The sequence below is a fragment of the Rhizobium sp. 16-488-2b genome, assembly GCF_017741815.1.
Classification (GTDB): domain Bacteria; phylum Pseudomonadota; class Alphaproteobacteria; order Rhizobiales; family Rhizobiaceae; genus Rhizobium.
Window position 1 is genome coordinate 1 of record NZ_JAGHMF010000019.1, and the last position, 1,220, is coordinate 1,220.

1 protein-coding gene is annotated in these 1,220 nt (G+C 67.4%); it reads left to right on the forward strand.

What is annotated here, in order from left to right:
- On the forward strand, positions 1 to 1,220 hold a 1,220-nt coding region (locus J5286_RS17410; RefSeq protein WP_209215364.1), incomplete at both ends, for an efflux transporter outer membrane subunit.

Sequence of the window (1,220 nt, forward strand, 5' to 3'; positions counted from 1 at the left end):
GGCGACGTCTCGACGGTCGCGTGGTGGACCGCCTATCGCGACACCCGCCTGAACGGACTGGTCACCGAGGGCCTCAGTGAGAACCTGTCGATCCAGCAGTCGCTGGAGCGCATCAATGCCGCCGCCGGCAATGTCACGGTGGCTGGCGCCGGCGCCCTGCCGAGCCTGACTGTCGGTGCCGACCATACGCTCAGCGGCAGCATGGGCGAACGCCGCTCCTCGATCGGTGCCACCAACACGACCGGCGCCAGCGCCAATGTCGGCTGGCTGCTCGACCTCTTCGGCCAGTATCGCCGCTCGAAGGAAAGCGCCCAGGCCTCGCTTGACGCCGCCTACTCGACCGCCGACGTTGCCAAGCTCACCTATCTCCAGGATCTGGTGAACTCCTACATCAACGCCCGCTACTACCAGGAGCGCATCGCGCTCTCCAGGGCCAACCTGAAATCGCGCCAGGAAACCTACGAGCTGACCAAGTTCCAGCTCGATGCCGGTGCCGCATCGCGTCTCGACGTCGTGCAGGCCGAAGGTCTGGTGCAGTCGACCCAGGCTGAAATCCCGGGTCTGGAAACCAACTTCCGCGTCGCCGCCCACCACATCGCCACCCTGCTCGGCAAGCCGGCCGGCTCGATGGTGGCCGAACTGCAGCGCGGCGGCTCGCAGCCGGTGTTCCGTGCCGGCATCGTCTCCGGCGTTCCGGCCGACCTGATCCGCAATCGTCCCGACATCCGTGTCGCCGAGCGCAATCTGGCCGCCGCCACCGCCAATATCGGCGTGGCCATGTCGCGCCTCTATCCGACGATCTCGCTCTCCGGCTCGATCGCCCCGTCCTTCATCAATCCGGCCGGCGGCCGCGGCGGCAGCCTGACCACCTGGTCCTTCGGCCCGACGCTGACCCTGCCGATCTTCGACGGCGGCAGCCTGCGCGCCGGTGTCGACATCGCCAAGTCCGACGCCAAGACCCAGTATCTTGTCTGGAAGCAGACGGTTCTGGAAGCGGTCGAGGAAGTGGAAAACGCGCTGTCGGCGGTTCGCCGCGATGCGCAGACGGTGGCCGCGCTGCGTGCCCAGGTCAAGACGACCCAGGAAACGCTTGATCTGTCGACCGCCAGCTACAAGGACGGCGCCTCCTCGCTGCTCGACGTTCTCGACGCCCAGCGTCAGGTCTCGCTCGCCCAGGCAAGCCTGGCCGCGGCCGTCCAGCAGATGGCCAGCGACTACGT